The sequence below is a fragment of the Rhodocytophaga aerolata genome (assembly GCF_030503435.1).
In the GTDB taxonomy this organism is placed as follows: Bacteria; Bacteroidota; Bacteroidia; order Cytophagales; family 172606-1; genus Rhodocytophaga; species Rhodocytophaga aerolata.
Genome location: NZ_JAUKPO010000030.1, coordinates 74,589 through 91,732 on the forward strand (window position 1 = coordinate 74,589; position 17,144 = coordinate 91,732).

General features: G+C 42.6%; 13 protein-coding genes. 2 read left to right on the forward strand and 11 right to left on the reverse strand.

Features of this window, described 5'->3' with window-relative positions; all coding sequences use genetic code 11:
• Positions 1-6: 6 nt before the first annotated feature.
• The 11 genes from Q0590_RS29540 to Q0590_RS29590 form a co-directional block, all read right to left on the reverse strand.
• Positions 7-966: a calcium/sodium antiporter gene (locus tag Q0590_RS29540; RefSeq protein WP_302041254.1), complete on the reverse strand. Its 960-nt coding sequence runs from the start codon at positions 964-966 to the stop codon at positions 7-9.
• A gap of 151 nt (positions 967-1,117) precedes the next feature.
• Positions 1,118-2,365 carry an MFS transporter gene (locus tag Q0590_RS29545; protein ID WP_302041255.1) on the reverse strand — a complete coding sequence of 416 codons (1,248 nt, stop codon included), beginning with the start codon at positions 2,363-2,365 and terminating at the stop codon, positions 1,118-1,120.
• 66 nt (positions 2,366-2,431) lie between these two features.
• A complete protein-coding gene (locus tag Q0590_RS29550; RefSeq protein ID WP_302041256.1) occupies positions 2,432-3,730 on the reverse strand; it encodes a sugar MFS transporter in 1,299 nt (432 codons plus the stop codon).
• A 171-nt stretch (positions 3,731-3,901) separates the two neighbouring features.
• The gene (locus Q0590_RS29555; RefSeq protein ID WP_302041257.1) at positions 3,902-5,161 is read right to left on the reverse strand and encodes a DUF819 family protein; all 1,260 of its coding nucleotides are present in this window, start codon (positions 5,159-5,161) and stop codon (positions 3,902-3,904) included.
• 56 nt (positions 5,162-5,217) lie between these two features.
• Positions 5,218-5,691, reverse strand: coding sequence for a peroxiredoxin (locus Q0590_RS29560; protein WP_302041258.1), 474 nt, complete (start codon positions 5,689-5,691; stop codon positions 5,218-5,220).
• A gap of 119 nt (positions 5,692-5,810) precedes the next feature.
• On the reverse strand, positions 5,811-7,130 hold the full coding sequence (gene nhaD, locus Q0590_RS29565) for a sodium:proton antiporter NhaD (RefSeq protein WP_302041259.1): 1,320 nt from the start codon (positions 7,128-7,130) through the stop codon (positions 5,811-5,813).
• 61 nt (positions 7,131-7,191) lie between these two features.
• Positions 7,192-8,526, reverse strand: a complete 1,335-nt coding sequence (locus tag Q0590_RS29570) for an NAD(P)/FAD-dependent oxidoreductase (RefSeq protein WP_302041260.1) — start codon at positions 8,524-8,526, stop codon at positions 7,192-7,194.
• 75 nt (positions 8,527-8,601) lie between these two features.
• Complete coding sequence (locus Q0590_RS29575; RefSeq protein WP_302041261.1) at positions 8,602-8,730, reverse strand: hypothetical protein; 129 nt, start codon at positions 8,728-8,730, stop codon at positions 8,602-8,604.
• 386 nt (positions 8,731-9,116) lie between these two features.
• A complete protein-coding gene (locus Q0590_RS29580) occupies positions 9,117-9,524 on the reverse strand; it encodes a hypothetical protein (RefSeq protein WP_302041262.1) in 408 nt (135 codons plus the stop codon).
• A gap of 470 nt (positions 9,525-9,994) precedes the next feature.
• A complete protein-coding gene (treF, locus tag Q0590_RS29585; protein WP_302041263.1) occupies positions 9,995-11,554 on the reverse strand; it encodes an alpha,alpha-trehalase TreF in 1,560 nt (519 codons plus the stop codon).
• A gap of 300 nt (positions 11,555-11,854) precedes the next feature.
• Positions 11,855-12,973 carry a Gfo/Idh/MocA family protein gene (locus Q0590_RS29590; RefSeq protein WP_302041264.1) on the reverse strand — a complete coding sequence of 373 codons (1,119 nt, stop codon included), beginning with the start codon at positions 12,971-12,973 and terminating at the stop codon, positions 11,855-11,857.
• 123 nt (positions 12,974-13,096) lie between these two features.
• Between Q0590_RS29590 and Q0590_RS29595 the strand changes: the two genes are divergently transcribed.
• Together Q0590_RS29595 and Q0590_RS29600 are read left to right on the forward strand one after the other, a co-directional pair.
• Positions 13,097-13,222, forward strand: a complete 126-nt coding sequence (locus tag Q0590_RS29595) for a hypothetical protein (RefSeq protein WP_302041265.1) — start codon at positions 13,097-13,099, stop codon at positions 13,220-13,222.
• A 1,227-nt stretch (positions 13,223-14,449) separates the two neighbouring features.
• Positions 14,450-17,144: Kelch repeat-containing protein (locus Q0590_RS29600; RefSeq protein WP_302041266.1), on the forward strand; the 2,695-nt coding region annotated here is incomplete at its 3' end.

The window sequence follows — 17,144 nt, forward strand, 5'->3', positions numbered from 1 at the left end:
ATATTCTTATTCCTGCATAATCAGGTAATAAACATAGCCAATATAGGCTAGCAGGAGCAACACCGCCTCCCAGCGGTCAATTTTCCGTTTGCGTCCACTAAACATAGTTATAAATAGCAGAGCTGTACCTATGCCTAACACATACATATCGAAATTCATGGCTTTGTTATAGGGAATGGGCGTGATTAGCGAACATATGGAAAGGATAAAAAAGATATTAAAAATGTTGGAACCTACGACATTGCCAATGGCGATATCGCTGCGTTTCTTAAATGCAGCTACGGTAGAGGTAGCAAGTTCTGGCAGGGAAGTACCAGCTGCTACAATTGTTAATCCGATTAATTTCTCACTCACCCCAAACCCTTGTGCAATAGCCACTGAACTGTCTACCACAAATTTACCCCCAGCTATCAGACCCGCCAGACCTCCGATGATCATTGCAGCGGTAATAGGCAAGCTATAAATTTTGATGGGATTCTCTTCTGAGCCACTTTCGCTTTTCATGCTGATGAATACATAGTACAGGAAGGCTGCAAAAAACAGCAGCAGTAATAAGCCATCCAGAAAGCTAAGCACATCGGCACTTTTGCCAAACAGCATAGTATCGTTGACTAACACAAACAGAACAATCGCAGCAAATAAAGAGTAGGGAATTTCTTTCCAGACAGTATTCGACTGTACAATAATCGGATATACTGTGCCGGCTACCCCCAGTATAAAAAATAAGTTAAATACGTTGCTGCCAATAACATTCCCAAAGGCCACCTCATTATGCCCCTGAGTACTGGAAATACCACTGACAATAAGTTCGGGCGTAGAGGTGCCGAACGCTACTACTGTAAGGCCAATAGCCAGTTCTGAAATATTGAAGCGTTTGGCCAGAGAAGAAGCACCGCTAACCAGGAAGTTAGCGCCAAAAATAAGCACAACAAAACCTGCTATGAGCAGTAGAAAATCGGTGAGCATAAGGAGTATCTGAGATGTTTTTGTTTTAGGATGCTAGTAACTAATAGAGACAGGATGTTGTGGCCAGACAGAGTAATCCGTTAAGGAGTTTCCTATACAGGCAAGTATATGTTTAATAAAATGAAATGAATACACATAGCTTTAGCAAACACTATAACTCTTCCATGTAGTTGAGGTCTTTTGAGAAGGTTTCCTGAAGACCCCGTAATGCCAGAAAAGCACATAGCAAGCTGAATACACCTACAACAATGCCTGCAGTAATCACATTATTATTAAACATACTCAGCGAGATCTGAAAAAGGAATGTGAGGGGAACTACAGCACCCCGCACAAAATTAGGCACGGTAGTAGTTACGGTTGCCCGGATATTGGTGCCAAATTGTTCGGTAGCAATGGTCATAAAAATTACCCAGTACCCAACATTGAGACCCAGAATAAAACAAACGGTATAAAAAACTGGCAGGCTTACATTTCGCAGCAGAAAGAACAAAGACAAGGTAAGCACCAGTACAAACAAATAAATATAGAGTACTTTTAAGCGGCTTTTCATTAACTGGCTTAAGCTACCGCTAATAATATCGCCAAGAACAATGCCTGCATAGCAACAAGCCACTGCCGTACCGGCATTTACAGCACCCTGTACACCCATGGCCTTACCAAATTCCGGAGACAAAGTAATTAGAATGCCTACGACATACCAGAGGGGAATGCCAATAAGAATACAGCGTACATATTTCTTTAACCTGGTTTTATCAGTAAATAAGGCAAAAAAGTCACCGCGTCGGGCTTCCTGGGCTTTGGCTTTGCCAAACATGTTTGATTCTGCCACTCCAATCCGGAGCAACAGCAGGGAAAGGCCTAACCCACCTCCAATAAAATAAGAAGTCCGCCAGCTGAACAGCTCGGCAATAAACCAGGCCACAACGGCCCCGCTAATGCCCACAGCGGCTACAATGGTGGTGCCAATTCCGCGTTTTTCTTTGGGCAAAATTTCCGCAACCAGCGTAATGCCAGCGCCCAGTTCGCCGGCCAGGCCAACACCGGCTATGAAACGCCACACCGAATAAGCTTCAATGGAATTAACAAAGCCGTTGGCAATGTTGGCAGCCGAATACATAAAAATAGAGCCAAACAAAACGGATAAGCGGCCTTTTTTATCCCCCAGAATACCCCAGAAAATACCGCCCACCAGTAATCCGGTCATCTGGACATTGAGCAGAAAAATTCCTTCATCCCGCAGGGCATCGCCTTCCAGGCCCAGCGAGCGCAGACTAGGAATGCGTACTATGCTAAACAAGAGAAGATCGTATATATCTACAAAATACCCTAAAGAGGCTACAATCACGGTAGCATTCAGGATAATATGTTGCCTTTGCGTTTGGGTGCTTGCGCTATTCATGGATGAGGTGACGTTTAATGTACAGGCACCACTGCATAGGGAATGAACACGATTGGCATATAAATTTTAGTAAGTAGCCTTTTTTAAACCAACTTTGTGGCCTTTAACCGCATAGTAAAGAATAAACAAATAACAAGGTATAGCAATAATGTAGGCGTATTGGGAGTTCCACATGTCCGATAACATACCATAGACCAAAGGCATAATTGCTCCACCGGCAATCGCCATAATTAATAAGGCAGAGGCAAACTTTGTGAACTTACCTAAGCCCTTGATGGCAAGGGGAAAAATAGCCGGCCACATAAGTGAATTAGCTAAACCAAGTAAGGCAATACAGGCTACAGAGACATAGCTACTGGTAATTAAAGCAAGAACAGAAAAGATAACACCCAAGATTGCACAAATTTGCAATGCTTTCTCCTGAGACAAATACTTAGGAATAGCGATAATACCTATTACATACCCGATCAGCATAGAATACAGGGTCCAATTGGTAAAATTGCGGGCGGTATCCAGATCAATGCCTAATGAGTTTCCGTAGGATATAATGGTATCGCCAGCAATTACTTCCACACCGACGTAGAGGAACAGTGAAATAACTCCCAGAACTAAGTGAGGAAACTGTAACACACTGGTTTTACCAGTTGGTGTAGCTGAAGAGCCAGCATCTTCCGTTCCTTCATCACTAATATCGGGCAGCGAGGAAAAATATACAGCCACAGCCAGTAAAACGAGTACTCCGGCAATAATCATATAAGGTACAATTACCCTTCCGGCCAATTCGTTTAGCGACGCTTCCCTGGCAGAGTCAGTCATGGTTTTTAATCGCTGTTCAAAACCATCAGCATCTTTTAAAGTGATGTATCCAAAAATGTAGACAGCGATGATACCGGCTACTTTATTACAAATGCCCATAACACTGATTCGCATTGCTGCACTCTCTGGCGGTCCGATTACAGTCACATATGGGTTAGAGGCTGTTTGTAGTAGGGCAAGTCCGGTTCCTATGATAAATAAACCTACTAGAAAAAGGTTGAAGTCCCGTGCCTGGGCAGCGGGAATAAACAATAGGGCACCTACGGCCATAATAAATAATCCGAGGGCCATTCCTTTTTTATAACCGGTAGTTCTCAAGACGAATGAAGAGGGAATGGCCATTACTGTATAAGCAATAAAAAAAGCGAATGTAACCAGGTAAGCCTGAAAGTCGGTTTCCAGCTGGCAGGCAATTTTCAGGTAAGGAATGAGGGTGCCATTAACCCAGGTAACAAAACCAAAAACAAAAAATAATGACCCGATGATAATCAATGGACCAAGGTTGTTTTTCTTCGCAACAGGAGATTGTATAGATGTTTTAACAGACATAGATAAGAATGGATAGCAAATAACAAGGATACATAAAATTTTAATCTGCACAAAGGGATATTTTCCAATGTTGCGCTAATTATCAATGGTTAGCTGGAAATTGCCCTGATAATCTCTTTCTGGCAGGCGGTCTATGGGGTTTTTCTTTGTTTTCTCGTCTCTTGTTTGGTATCAAGGCGCTACTACCTGCATCACCAAAGCCGATAGATACGCGCCATATGTTCCTAACGCATACCCTAACACAGCTAACAGAACACCTACAGTAGCCAGGGAAGGGTGAAAAGCGGAAGCAATAACAGGGGCAGACGTAGCCCCTCCCACATTGGCCATGCTGCCAACGGCTGTAAAGAAAAAGGGTGCCCGTATCAGCCTGGCCACCAGTAACATGCACATTGCATGAATAAACATCCATACAGCCCCCACAATAAGCAGCCCAGGGCTATTGGCAATGGCAGCCAAATTCATCTGCATGCCAATTACAACTACGAGTATGTACAATAATAAGGTTCCTACTCTGGAAGCGCCGGCTCCTTCCAGATTTCTGGCCTTCGTCAGGGAAAGCGCCAAGCCGAATGTGGTTGTAAGCAACACAATCCAGAATAATTTGGAAGTAAGGCTAAATTTATCCAAATAGGGGGCATTAACAGCAATCCAGGGCACTACCAGATCGGCAATCAGGTGTGCAATAGCCGTAGAGATGAAGGCCATTGCTACCAGGCGCACCAGGTCTAGCAGGGAAGGAATACGCATAATACTTGTGCTGTAGTTCTCCAGTTTGATTCTGACAGCATCGATGGCACTTGTATCAGCCTTCATTTTTGTATCCAGCGTTTTGGAAATACCTGCCCCGTATAGGAGTAATCCCATCCAGAAGTAGGCAGCAATCACGTCTACGGCTATAATAGCAGAAAACAGATCGTCGGAGGGTTGAAAAATTTCTTTCATGGCTATCTGATTGGCTCCGCCTCCAATCCAGCTGCCGGCAATGGTAGATAAGCCTCTCCAGACAGCATCCGGGCCGCTGCCGCCCACAATAGACGGATCTATGGCAGCAACAATAAGAATGGCTAGTGGGCCTCCGATCATGATACTGGCTGTACCGGTTAAAAACATAATTAAGGCTTTGGGACCCAGGCCGGCAATGGCTTTCAGGTCCATACTTACGGTGAGTAGTACCAGACTGGCAGGCAAAAAATAGTTTGTAGCAATGGAATACAGCTTTGACTGTTCTCCGGATATAATATTAAGGGAATTTAAAATAGCTGGTACAAAATAACAAAACAATAAAGAAGGAACGTATTTATAAAGTTTTGCCCAAAATCCAGTGGTGCGGTTAGAAGTTTCGAAAACAAAAAGTAAGATAAGAATCAATATGCCAAATATTACGGCATCATTGGTAATCAAAGGCCCCTGGGTTGTAGCTTCGTTCATGAATGGTTGAGCAAAAGAGTGAAAAGGTTAATAAATGTTTCACAAGTTTAACAATTTTATACGGGCAATATAGCAGAGGGAAGGGCTTTAAGTTTTTCCAGCATGTGGGAAATGTGTCTTTTTGAGTGAAACAAACTCTCATAAACGGCTACAATTTTATGTTCTTTGTTGAGCAGATAACTGATTCTTTTGCTAACACCTATCAGTGGAATAACAGCCTGGTATTGTTTGCTTACTTCGCCCTTCTGGTCGGAAAGCAATTCAAAGGGCAGATCATACTTATCCTTAAAGTGAATATGGGTAACAATATCATCCCGGCTAATGCCAGCTACCGCTATCCCTAGTTTTTGTAAGGTGGAGTAATGGTCGCGGAAACCGCAAATTTCCTCTGTACAAGTGGTATTAAAATCGCGGGCGTAAAAAAACAGGATACAGGCTTTGTTATGAAAATCCTGGTGTAATTGAAAAATGTGGCTGCTGGTAGAAGCTAATGAGAAGCCTGGAGCCTGCTCATGTAAAAGAAGTGTCATTTAACTTAATTTAAGAAGGAATGAATGTGAAAGTATAAAAATAGAGCTGTGGTGCAACGTACTCCCACGGCTCTATTTACATGTAATAGCTGGTTTACAAAATTTATCAGCAAGGCCTGCTAGCTAAGAAGGGAATAGATGAGTAGATACGTAAATACACCGGCAAAATAACCCAGCAGGGCAATTAAACTGATTCGCTTCAAATACCAGCCAAAGTCAATTTTTTCCATGCCCATTACGGCTACCCCAGCGGCTGAACCTATAATTAAGATGCTGCCACCGGTGCCCGCGCAATAAGCCAGAAATATCCACAATTTGCTATCCGTCGGAAAAGCACTCATGTCATACATCCCCATAGCTGCAGCCACCAGCGGAACATTATCAATAACGGCTGAAGCCAAGCCAATAGCTACCACAATACTATCCAGGTTACCAATGGTTTGATCCATAAAGGTTGCCAGGTTATGCAGCAAATGGGTGGCTTCCAATGATCCAATGGCAATAAGTATACCCAGGAAAAACAGGATGCTGGAGGTATCAATCTTGCCTAAGGCATGCGCCACGGTGAAGGGTTTACGGTCTTCTTCATCTTTGTCGCTATGAATGATTTCAGACACCAGCCACACGACACTTAAGCCTAGCAACATTCCCATATAAGGTGGCAAATGAGTAATAGTTTTGAAAATAGGCACAAACAACAAGGCACCCAGGCCAAAGCCAAGCATTACATTACCACCAGTGATGTTTTCATAGCCAACAGCCACATGAGCAGACCCGGTACTTGCCTGAAAATGCCCAGACAGGGGCAGCGCATGTTCAGTATCGAGCAGTTTTCCTTTCATTTTGAATGACAAATAGATAAGCGGGACAATCAGCGAAAGTAAACTGGGAATAAGCAGGCTTTTCATAATGGCTGTAGCACTGATTTGTCCGCCAATCCAGAGCATGGTAGTGGTTACATCCCCTATGGGTGACCAGGCACCGCCCGCATTAGCGGCAATAATGACCATACCTGCATAAAATTTTCGTTGTTCGGTATCTTTTACCAGTTTTCTGAGCAAAGAAACCATAACTATAGCCGTAGTCAAGTTGTCGAGCAGGGCAGAGAGAAAAAAAGTGATCAGCGACAAAATCCATAACAGCACCCGGCTGTCGGTGGTATTGATCCGGTCAGTTACCAGCCGAAAACCCTGGTGGGCGTCAATTAATTCCACAATAGTCATGGCTCCCAGCAGGAAAAACAAAATTTCGGCAATACTTCCCAGGTGCAGCGATAATTCTTCTACAACCGGCTCTTTATTAGGGCTCCAAAGAATATATACTGTCCAGCACAAAACTCCTGTGAGCATGGCGGAAGCGGTTTTATTAATTTTTATCTGATGTTCGAAAGCAATAGCCAGATAGCCTATTACAAAAATTACGATGATTACTGCGGACATAAAAGTATAGGTCGGGGTTAAATAGTCGAGTAGGTTAAATATGGGAGAAAGAGGCTTAGGATCAGGAGAAAGTTGTTTGTGTAGTGGTAGGCGCTTGTTTGTGTATGGGGGCATTGGGGTCTTTTTTGTGCCCAACAATCAACCGCATCCCTTTATCATAACTGAAATAACTCCACATCCAGTTAATGAGTACCAGTAGACGGTTACGGTAGCCCACAATCGAGATCAGGTGAACAAACATCCAGATGAGCCAGGCAAAAAATCCTTGCGTTTTTAATACCTTCAAATCCACTACGGCACGGTTACGTCCAATAGTAGCCATACAGCCTTGATCTTTATACACAAAGGGAGTGAGCGGCTTGCCCGAAATCAGTTGTTGCAGGTTTTTTCCTAAAAGTTTTCCCTGTTGCATGGCCGGAGGTGCCATCATCGGGTGGCCTTGCGGAGTTTGAGCCGTAATCATGGCCGCTATATCGCCTAAGGCAAAAATATCCTCATAGCCTGTTACCCGGTTATATTCATCTACTTGCACACGTCCGCCCCGTACGATGCTTTCTTTGCGGATACCATCAATCGGAGAACCTACCACTCCAGCAGCCCATATGAGTGATTTGGTAATAAATTTTTGACCATTATCTAGTTCCACCGTATATCCATCGTAGGACTTTACAAAACGGTCCAGCCAGACATCTACACCAAACTCTTCCAGGTATGCTAAGGCTTTATCTCCAGCTTCATCCGACATACCAGACAGCAACCGCGGCGCGCCCTGTATGAGGTGAATGTCCATTTTAATAAAGTCAAGTTCTTTGTAGTCCTTTGGAAAAACATGTTTTTTTAGTTCGGCCAGTGCGCCGGCTACTTCTACGCCGGTAGGTCCGCCCCCTACAATTACATAGTCCATCAGGCTATTCAGTTCTTCTTCATCTTCTGTTAAAAGTGCCTGTTCAAAATTGCTAAGGATATGGTTTCGCAGAGCTATAGCATCGTCAATGCTTTTAATCGGAATGGCATGTTTTTTAATCTGCTCATTTCCATAATAGTTAGTTGTTGCTCCTGTAGCCAGTACTAAATAATCGTAGCGAAGATGCCCTATGGTAGTCTCTACGGTTTTTTTCTCGGTATTAATAGACGTGACTTCTGCCAGGCGGAAATAAAAATTAGGTTGATCTTCAAAACATTTCCGGAAAGGATGAATAATAGAATCGGCTTCCAGGCCAGCTGTAGCCACCTGGTAGAGCAGGGGCTGAAATGTATGGTGATTGTGTTTATCAATTAATACTACCTGCAAATCTGCTTTTTTGAGCGATTTTACAAGTTCAATCCCGCCGAATCCCCCACCAATGATGACAACCCGGGGTTTACCGTTGTCTATAATTCTGGTAAAATTGTGCATAGTAAAGCATATAAGTCCTTGAAAATGAAAATATCCATCCGGCTCCAAATGGCAACCGGATGGGTTATGCAAGCTTTAAAACAGAACTGTCCAGACAATGGCTCCTAAAATGACAGCCAGGATTGGACCGATAACTATCCAGTTTATTTCTTCTGTTGTTTCCTGATTAGAATTAGAATCTATTTTTTGATTTGACTTTTTCATGATTTGTAAAATGATTGAAATGTGTAATTGCCCGATAAATTTTCAGATAGCTATTCTGCTTGGTTACAGGGGCTTTCGGAAGGGAAATAAAGATAAAAGGGTAACTAAAGGAGCAACAAGCTGCAGGAATACGCTTAGGCCAGTAACAAATCAATGGAAATTCGCTAATGTACCTGTCTCAGCAGGTTAGTAAGCTATGAACAAAGGCAACCTGCATGAAAGCTCTCTAAGATTAGCTCCGTTTCGGAAGTACTCCGGCAACCTGCTCAACTAGCGACACAGACATGCATACATAGAATAATGGTATGCTTTAGCATTAAATCTCCCTTGTGATGTTACTAAGCTAATATAGCATTACTGCCAATGCAGCTCGATACCTGTATCTTCTAGGGGGCATTAATTAAGATTACACTTAAAAAGAGGGTGTGGAAATAAGAGTTGGTAAAAAAGAAGGGACGTTCCTTACCTTTGTTTCCATTGAAAAGGGAAAAAAGGACAAACAGAAAAAAAGCCGGAAAAATAATAAACCCAAACTGAAAAGTAGGAACAGGCGAAAGCCATGCATCAGAAAGTAAAAGCTTTTCAGGGCTATATAATACGTCTTGTAAATGATCAGGGGCAAGTGCATCATTGGGCGAAAATTCCTGGGCCAAAGAAGATAGCTCAGTTGATGGATGCAGTGCAGCTGCTGGATAGATGTTATCAGCATGGGGCAGTATTGTCCTATAATAAATGGCTGCTGCCTGAAAAAATACCAGGAAGAAGACAAGTATGCGGAATGTGTTTGCTCTCATTGCTATAAACAACAATCTCAAAAGTAAGTAAATTTTTTATGCATTGCCAAATTATACAGCCGATATTATTAGACAATAAACACTGTTCCGATCCTTAGTTTATGTAAGATTTTCGCTGTTAATACATACTTATTATCTGCGTATTGTCTGGCTATTCTAACTTTACTTGTAAGAATATAAATTTGTAAAAGTGCCTCTTTAGCGTAACTGGTTGTTGCCCTTATCCCAAAGTCTATTTCTGTCCTTAATGAGGCTATTAGTAGTACTAGAAATACCTTTAGCAGGTCTCTTGCGCCAGATTATAAATTTTCCTGTTAGTGGAATTGCCCGGATGTAGGTATGCTAAAAATTCCTGATGGATTGCTTATTCTGTGAAACCGCCCATACGATTGTATGCAAAGTCCCCTAGAGGGCTTGAAGCATAGGTTTAGGTTTTCTTTAAAATATTATGAATAAACTATTGGCAATTTTTAATGTAAGTGCCTTTCATGAGTTTGTAAACATAAATATACGCCGTTAGTCCAACCGAAACCGTCCTGATTAGGGTATTCACCTCCACCAGCTGGTATACTAGTATCTACTACATTGTATTTTTCCATCATCTTGCCAGTGTCGCGGAAAACCTGGTCGTTGAGAGACATCCACCGTTGCCTAACCTGTGCAGCTAATGCCGAAAAGTTATAGCGCAACAAACCTTGATGGGCAATCCACTGCATAGGTGCCCAGCCATTGGGGGAGTCCCATTGTTGGCCACTTTCCTGAAGGCTTGAGACTAAGCCTCCTGATTTTAAAAAGCTTTTCTCCAGATGCGTTTGCACTTGCCCGGCTTGTTCCGGGGTAGCTATCCCAAAAAACAAAGGAAACACACCAGCCAGCGACCATACACTGGTTGGCTTATGCAGCGCTGCATTATAATCCATAAAAAAACAACGGCTAGTGTCCCAGAAATACGTTTGCATAGCTTTGCGTCTGCGGTCTGCTTTGTTTTTAAAATATTCTCCTGGCTCTTCAAAAGAACTTTGGGTATAAGCTGTTGATAAAGTCATCTCCAGGTAGTAGAGCAAACAGTTTAAGTCTACTGGAATAATATCAGTTGTATGGATAGTTGCTAAATTTTTTTCATCTCCCAACCAGCGGCAACTAAAATCCCATCCCGATTCGCAGGCAGCCCGGATATGCCGGTAGAGCGAACCTGGGGAAACGCCGTATGGTGCAGCTTTATGGGCCAGTTCTACATCTTCCCGGTAAGATTCAGGGCGTGGAGCGGGCAGATCATCCCAATAGCGGTTGAGAATACTGCCGTCAGGTAGCATCACTACCCGCCGGAAAGAAGATTCATGGTCGTTGAGCCGGAAATAGCCATCCATCCAATAATTGTATTCTTTTTGCATATGCGGCAGATACTGTTGCAGCACCTGCGGGCCATCAATGTCTGCCAGGAGTTGCACCATTAAAGCAAAGAAGGGAGGCTGAGAACGTGTAAGGTAGTAGCTGCGGTTAGCGTTGGGTATATGACCGTAAGCATCTATCAGGTACGCAAAATTTTTCACCATCTGCCGAATCAGTTCGTAATTACCCGAGACTCTCAGCCCCAGCATAGTGAAATAACTATCCCAGTAATATAAGCCCCGGAAGCGGCCTCCAGGTACGATATATGGCTCAGGTAGAGGAAGCAGCGAACAGTTAGTTTCCGATTGTTGAACTAATAATGGCCATAGCTGATGTAAATGATCGGCAGTAGCTAAAGAACGGTCACTTTTATGATCAATTTTAACTGGTTCAGGTACGTGGAAATAGGCATGTACAAAATCCTTGAGCCGGAAATCTTTCCTGTGTTTTTCTATTTCGTATAAACTCAGTATTTCTTCCGGAGCACGTCTGGGATAACAGTCGGCAAAGGTAATAGAGTCTTCAAAAACATGGCGCATCTGCGCATCGTGAAACAAGGGCCCAAATAGCTGATCGGGTGGCAATATGGCTGGTACTACACTATATATTTGAGGAGGAAGCTGGGTAGCAAACTGGTTCATTTGGAAGTATATGGTTTTATAACATAACGCATGAACCCTGGCGATGTTTACTAAACTTGTTTTTCTAATCGAATTCTAATACGATAGAAGGTGCTGCTGTTACAGGCTGAACCGTTTGAAACTGTTAAACCTATGTTGTTTTCAAAGGTAGTGCTGCACTTCTTGGATTGTGTGCCCTGGCGGTAAAGTATAAAAGAAATATCCTGCCTGGTAAGCCTTTACTAGTAAAGCTGCCAGACAGGATATACGGTATTGCTTGCGTTTGTGCCTACCTATACGAATTCCAATACACACATAGGTTTACACTTTTAGGTCTACTTTTTTTCCTGTCTTTACTGCCTGGAAAATGGCATCAATGATCTGCATGTCTTTTACGCCTTCTTCGCCATTTACCGGAACCTCTGGTTTTTTGCCTTGCAAAATAATAGCTGCCATCTCATCCATCTGAAGTGTCTGGTGAGTAACGTGCGGCTGGGTGAGTTCACCTTTGTGGGTACGCCCCTGAATAGGCCCATAGCCGGTGGCCGGTTGCAGTTTGGCATAGCCGTTGTCGCCATTAAGAAAAAAGCTATCCAGGTTGTTCATACTATAGGTAGATAAACAGGAAGCTACGGCTCCACTAGGGAAACCTAGTTGAAACTGTATAGTTTCGTCTATCCCGTCTTTAAATTTCTCCCGGTTGTTTTTTGTTTCCTGAGCAGTTACCCATATAGGGTCTTCGCCTATCATATAGCGGGCTCCATTAATAGAATAAATGCCAATATCCATCATTGCTCCCCCACCAGAAAGCTTTGGATTTAATCGCCACTGGTTAGGATCTCCGATTTTGAAGCCGGATAAACCTTCAAAAAATAAGATTTTACCCATTTCTCCAGCTTTTCTCATCCGCACAATTTCTAAAGTCTTTGGCTCAAAGTGCATGCGGTACCCAATCAGCAGGTGTACCTTGGCATTTTTGCAGGCATCTACCATCTCCTTGCCTTCTTTGGCATTTATAGCCATTGGTTTTTCACAGATCACGTGTTTGCCAGCTTTGGCTACGCGCAGTGTTTGCGGGTGGTGAAGCGCGTTTGGCGTAATAATATACACGGCATCAATGTCCGGATTATCCTTAATACGGTCGAAATTCTCGTAATTGTAGCAGTTTTTTTCAGGGATATTATATTTGCTCTGCCAGTCTTTTATTTTGGAAGGAGTGCCGCTGATAACACCGGTTAATTTAGCCATTTTACAGGTTTGCATGGCTTCAGCTACCCTTGTTCCATAACTTCCCAGGCCCATAATAGCTACACGCAAAGGTTGACTTTGGTATGTCCGGTTATAAGCATTAATAGAAGACGCCTGCGTAGCAGAACTAAGTAAAGGCCATGCCAGGGCGGAAGCAGTAATTTTTTGTAAAAAGTTACGACGGGAATTCATTACACAGATATGGGTTTTGGTGAAAAGAATATAATACTGATTGTATATGTACCTGAAATGTCAAATATACATAATTCTTTCAGCTCTGTATCAGCTAACCATAAGTTTCCTGCCCCGATAAAAATGAAAGAAATACTTCATGATCATCAGAAGAAAATAACCTTAAGCAACATCACCAGCTATATGTTAGTCAAACTACAGGGCCATCGAGTACCCCTTGTCTGGAGCCCTGCCATGTATTTTGGATAAGGTATAGATAAAAACCAGCGTGACAATTGCCCGACCACTTGTTCTGGCAGGTATTACCGCTTTAATTTAATTTCCCTGCTGAGTGCTTTGTGTTATTTCTAAAATTCTATATTAAGTGAGTGGAAAAGAAAGCACCGGGGATCTTCATATGCCTCAAAAGCTCTGAAGTGAAACAAGCTTAAAATTGCTGCTGAATCAAGCGCAATCTTGGTTGCGTTAACTGAGGACTAACAGTGTTTTTGGTCTATAGAATCCCTTTTGAGGAAACAAAATAGTAAAGGTTCTCTTACATCAAATCTGGTAAAAATTCAATAAAATATGATGACCCTTTTTTGTATAAAATACCTGGAAATAGGTATTTTAATTTACTTTGAAAATAGTAATCTTTGTATGTAAGAAAAATGCAAGAAAGTGTGGTATGCGTATTTATTTATAGGATGTTTACTAGTTAAGGCCTAAGCGTATACATAGATAAATTTAGATAGAATGATAGGTTTAATCGCAAAAAAACAAAGTTTTGTCGAAAATTAGCGTAGGTCTTATAGACTCAGGTACCATTTTTGTCGTAGATAAGAATGCTATAAACAGGTAAGATTTTGCAGGTTTTATAAAAGCTTAAAACATCCAGGTAAAAAAAATACAGAAAACTACCTTTGTATTTTTAACTTATTCGTGTAATATTGTTTTTTACCTATTTAGCGAATTTATTCAATTACTTTAAATTATATGACATAAGGATTACTTCACATATCAAAGATTCCTCTATTGTTTATTGAGCATTTAGCTGGTTACATGCGATGGTAGCAAAAGATATTGCTGCGCTTATACTAAAATGATAGCCAAAGCAAATGTTTAAATCAGTTCAATGAATTTATGCCTATTGCATGACTGAATAATGTATATAGATAAAATAATTAAATGCTAAATATTATTTGTTCTCAGGGCATTAAAAACTTTCCATGCACACTCATCTATTCTTTGTTAAACCTTTTGCATTACATCCTTCCATCTCAGGCAGGATATTTTTAATTAACACGTATCAACCCAGATAACGCATCAAAATACAAACGATTTATTTGCATACGTATCTGAATTTAATCGCCAATATCCAAAACAACCAAAGAATTGAGCCAACTTTTTTCTATATCACTAATGAAAAAGAATAGTTACCTACGCTTACAAGACCTGACGGAAAGCCTATGGTTTTACTACGCAAAGATTATACTTATGACAGTAGGTATGCTTTATGGAGCAAAACAACTGATGCTAGCTAACAACAGCTTTGCAACCTCCAGTTCCGGCATGCCTGGGCTGAAAGGATCTTGGCTAATGCCGGTCGCTGATGTAAGTAAGCCAATAGCCTTCCTGACCCCATCTATTGCATCAACTAATGTCAGTATATCTTCAAATCTGGAACTGGAATTTGATGAACCAGTGTTTAAAGGTAGCGGCCAGATTATTTTAAAATATGGTAGCAACTCACAAACAATTGATGTAGGAAGCAACCTGGTATCTATCGTCAATGGAAACAAGGTAATCATCAATCCGGCTGACTTTCCCTATTCTACTACAATCGGAGTAGTTGTACCTGCTACAGCTTTCAGGGATGCAGCCAATAATTTTTTTGATGGGACTACAGAAAATAACTGGAATTTTACTACACATGCTTCCAACCGGGCGCCTGTGTTTGGCTCTTCTGCTACATCACCTGTATTTGGTTCCTCTTCTTTTACAGCCACCCTGCCCGATAATGTAAGCTTGGGTACGCCGGCGGGCACTGGTATTGTTACAGCTACAGACCCGGATGGCGATGCATTGGTGTATAGTATTGTATCAGGTAATACGAATGGCGCCTTTGCCATAAACTCATCTACCGGCGCCCTGACTGTAAACAAACGACTTAATTACCATACAAAATCTGCCTACTCAATTGTAGTAAAGGTTACAGACCCACAAGGGTTAACAGCACAGGCAACCGTATTATTAACTATTGTTCCTGGCATACTGGTAGAAGATTTTTCAGCTATCAACTGGACAACAGTAGCTAGTCAGCAGTATTCAGTAAGTGAACAGCAAGGGGAAGTGGTGAATGGGAAACTTTATACTTTTGGTGGCTTCGACAGTCAGAAATCAACTTTTACTCCTACCAGCCGCTCATATCAATTCGATCCGGTAGCCAACCAATGGACAAGTATTGCTAATCTGCCTTATTTACCCAATGGCATAGGCTCAGACGGTAAAACTTATGGAGGAGTAACACATGCTGGTATCACAAATGATGGTACAGATATTTATTTTGCTGGAGGATATACTTCAAATGCCAGTGGTACCGGGCAGATTTTTGGCACCAAACAAGTATGGAAATATACGGTAGGTTCTAATACCTATACTAGGCTTCCTGATCTTCCGGTGGATATTTCTGCTGGGCAAATGGAGTATGTGAATGGTAAGCTACACCACATAGGCGGAACCAATGTAGCACGGACGGAAGATTTAGCAAGCCACTATGTACTGGATTTAGATAATCTGGCGGCAGGCTGGCAAACCTTAGCTCCTTTACCTAACCCGCGTCAACATGCGGGTTCTACCGTTTTTGAAGGTAAAATTTACTTTATAGGCGGTCAGAACGGGCATGATTCCAATTTAACTACCAGGACACTGGTACATATGTATGATCCGGCTACCAATACCTGGACACAACGGGCAAATCTGCCAACTCCCACCGGTACCAATGGCCGTGGTCATATCACCTCATCGGTTGTTGTAGCCGGAAAACGTATTATTGTTTTAGGAGGCGAAACAGTACATAGTACAGGCCGGACCGATATGGTATCAGCCTATACACCTGCTACTAATACATGGCAAAACCTAACCCCAATGCCGGCAGTCCGGTCTTCGGGAGTAGCCGCCTTTATAGGAGGTAATTTGTATTATAGTGGAGGTTCTACCAATATTACCTTTAAAGGGGTTCCGGTTCCTGAGAATACAAATACAAATACTTGTTCACCCATTAGTACATTGCCTTGTCCACAGGTAGTGGTTTCCCTTGCCTCCCCGTTTGTGCTGGAGTTTAACACTAACGCAGGCGGCCTGTTAGATAAAAACAACCTGGGCACCGGCTTTACCATGGTGGATGCCCCTTCTGCCCGCTTAGCAGTAGATGGTCCTGTATTTAACAGCACTATCCCAGGCTATGAACCTTCCAGGCTGGAAGTAGCAGGAGGCCAGTTAAAACTAACCTCTAACCGCGGCCTGGCCTTCCGCACACCTGGCACAAGCGCTACGCAAAGTGTCCGCACCAACTCACAGATCAATGCCCTGGGGGTAGGTGTCAATGCTTCTGCCCAAAAACTGACTATAGAAACAACGCTTGTTAATCCGGTGATGGGAACAACTACCGGACAGCAAGCAGGCTTATGGTATGGACTCGATGAAGATAATTTTGTAAAGTTAGTAGCCGTGGATGGGAAAATAGAGTTTCGCCGGGAAGTGAATGGGTTGTCCAGTACGGCCTCTCCTAATCCCGACCAGCAGATTACCACAGCCATTGCCGCTATTGCCACAAGTGCTGTAAAACTGCGTTTGCTTCTAGATCCTACAACAGGTACCATTCAAGGGTTTTACACTGTTGGAGCAGGGGTAGAGGTACAGATGGGTGGTGCCGGGTTTGGCTTTGCTATACCAGCGCTGATAGCCGGTAAAACGCTTGGCTCTGTGGCAAATATTTCTTTTGCAGGCATTTATACCTCACACCGCAATGCAGGGGATGTAAATACAACACTTGCTACTCCACCGGTCTATTCTTTCGAGAATTTTAAACTAGAAGCTTTCACTTCAGGGACTAACACATTAACCTTTACTCCCTCTAGCCTGACCTTTAGTGTTCCTGTGGATGGCACAGTGACAGCTCAAAAAGCTACGC

Excerpts from the sequence above, each read along its gene's own strand:
- Q0590_RS29540 (WP_302041254.1), bottom strand. The coding sequence starts at position 966 with ATGCTCACCGATTTTCTACTGCTCATAGCAGGTTTTGTTGTGCTTATT.
- Q0590_RS29545 (WP_302041255.1), bottom strand. The coding sequence starts at position 2,365 with ATGAATAGCGCAAGCACCCAAACGCAAAGGCAACATATTATCCTGAAT.
- Q0590_RS29550 (WP_302041256.1), bottom strand. The coding sequence starts at position 3,730 with ATGTCTGTTAAAACATCTATACAATCTCCTGTTGCGAAGAAAAACAAC.
- Q0590_RS29555 (WP_302041257.1), bottom strand. The coding sequence starts at position 5,161 with ATGAACGAAGCTACAACCCAGGGGCCTTTGATTACCAATGATGCCGTA.
- Q0590_RS29560 (WP_302041258.1), bottom strand. The coding sequence starts at position 5,691 with ATGACACTTCTTTTACATGAGCAGGCTCCAGGCTTCTCATTAGCTTCT.
- nhaD (WP_302041259.1), bottom strand. The coding sequence starts at position 7,130 with ATGTCCGCAGTAATCATCGTAATTTTTGTAATAGGCTATCTGGCTATT.
- Q0590_RS29570 (WP_302041260.1), bottom strand. The coding sequence starts at position 8,526 with ATGCACAATTTTACCAGAATTATAGACAACGGTAAACCCCGGGTTGTC.
- Q0590_RS29575 (WP_302041261.1), bottom strand. The coding sequence starts at position 8,730 with ATGAAAAAGTCAAATCAAAAAATAGATTCTAATTCTAATCAGGAAACA.
- Q0590_RS29580 (WP_302041262.1), bottom strand. The coding sequence starts at position 9,524 with ATGAGAGCAAACACATTCCGCATACTTGTCTTCTTCCTGGTATTTTTT.
- treF (WP_302041263.1), bottom strand. The coding sequence starts at position 11,554 with ATGAACCAGTTTGCTACCCAGCTTCCTCCTCAAATATATAGTGTAGTA.
- Q0590_RS29590 (WP_302041264.1), bottom strand. The coding sequence starts at position 12,973 with ATGAATTCCCGTCGTAACTTTTTACAAAAAATTACTGCTTCCGCCCTG.
- Q0590_RS29595 (WP_302041265.1), top strand. The coding sequence starts at position 13,097 with ATGAAAGAAATACTTCATGATCATCAGAAGAAAATAACCTTAAGCAAC.